The organism is Bartonella sp. TT29SHDZB (assembly GCF_042193395.1).
Classification (GTDB): Bacteria; Pseudomonadota; Alphaproteobacteria; order Rhizobiales; family Rhizobiaceae; genus Bartonella.
The window spans coordinates 1-1604 of sequence record NZ_JBHILQ010000086.1; the positions used below are offsets into that span (position 1 = coordinate 1).

Genomic DNA, 1604 nt, shown 5'->3' on the forward strand with positions numbered 1-1604 from the left:
GATATTTCATTGCCCGATATATGCTTTAAAGTCATTTCTACAGTTATGTCATTTGAACTCTGGTCTTTGATACGAGAGAACAAGGCAAAGTGATGTTTTGCAAGGGGTTCTTTAATAGCATCAATATATTTATCAAGCGTTGTATAGAGGCTTTTAGTATGTGTATTAATGGCGTTTTGTTCGATATTTTTGTATTCCATTTGCATAGCAGAAAGATCACGGACAAAGTTTTGGCGCTCTTGTCGTTCTATCTCCTTTTCTCGCAATTCAAGAAGGCTCTTGAGACGTTCCATATCGACATCATCTTTTAGAGCTCTTTCTAAAATCAGCTCCATAGCTGTAGATTTGACTTCACAATCGTTCGTTGTTTCCACTAATTCCGTTTGTGTGGTACTTAGTTCACTCATCTTGATTTCCTCCTATTTGAGCGCAATTCACCCGTGGCGTGAATCACGCTGGTGTTTAAAAGTTGGTTGGTTGTTACAATCCTGTTTCTAGAGACTGTGTGATATTGACCACCTCCCCGTCTGAAAAGACGAGGAAATGAAATCATATTTTAAACTAAGCAGCTTTTACGACAGATCTTTCTAAGACCTGTTTCGCTTCTTTAATGAGAGCTTTATATTTTCTGTTTTCTTCATCTACTCTGAAGGCATCAAGAAGACGCACATGAATTGGACCTAAAAGATATAAAACTTTTTCACCAGCGTTCATTCCCTCCCAATAGCTTGGCAAATCAAAGCGTGTATCACGATCATAATCAACAGATTGGTTTCTTAGTTTTTTCTCACACTCAATAAAGTAACGACGTGCCTGTCGTCCTTTCTTATTACGTTCAACCATGGAAAGCTCTTTCGCCATATCTAAGGTGAGATGATATTCTACTGCTATAGCATTGTTCGCTTCCATTTTTTTGTGGAAGCGAATAAAATCTTGCCTTTCAAGAAAAGAATAAGCAATGATGCGTTTTTTTATCCAAGTAGAGAAATCTTGTTTGCTTTCCAAAAATGCATGCAACTCACGTGCATTTACTGCTTGAACAGTTTCTTGATCAATTGTTTGTTCTGTAATTTTTATAAGAGTGTTCATAATGAACTCCTATGCAGTTAGATGTTTTTCATTGACATCCAATAAAGGATGCCGGGTGCTGAAAAACACGGTGCATAGTCCGTCGTTACGCTTTCCCCATAAAGAGTATTGTATAGCGTAACTACACCCGACAAAGTCATTATATGCGTGTAACATACAACGAGTCAAAGCCTTTAATGTGCGGAAAATAAACTGTTTCGGCAATTCATCCGCTATGCATCTAAGGTGTTTTTCAAGCACCTGATTCGACAATAGACATACTGATATTATTTTGTCAATTAAAAAGTTTGAAAATTGACGCAAATAAATCATATCGATTTTATCAGTAAATTCGTATTTCTTTTCCATGATTGTTTCTCTTAATGCATGCTTTGTCTTTTAATCTCTTGAGACAGCAGCCCCATACCTTTTGTGGTGATTTTTGCGCAAGGAATGACCTTTTCTATTCCACTTGCGGTTTGAAGTGTGATAGTTGGACAATCCATAAGTTTCTTTTGGATTTTGTCTTGATACGG

2 protein-coding genes and 1 pseudogene are annotated in these 1604 nt (G+C 37.0%); all 3 read right to left on the minus strand.

Translation table 11 applies throughout. From position 1 onward, the window contains the following. On the minus strand, positions 1-407 hold a 407-nt coding region (locus tag ACFIJJ_RS09685), incomplete at its 3' end, for an ERF family protein (RefSeq protein WP_375646796.1). Between the two features lie 154 nt (positions 408-561). After that, complete coding sequence (locus ACFIJJ_RS09690) at positions 562-1089, minus strand: antA/AntB antirepressor family protein (RefSeq protein WP_375624445.1); 528 nt, start codon at positions 1087-1089, stop codon at positions 562-564. Between the two features lie 359 nt (positions 1090-1448). Then, positions 1449-1604, minus strand: a pseudogene (locus ACFIJJ_RS09695) (phage regulatory protein/antirepressor Ant); the annotation flags it as partial.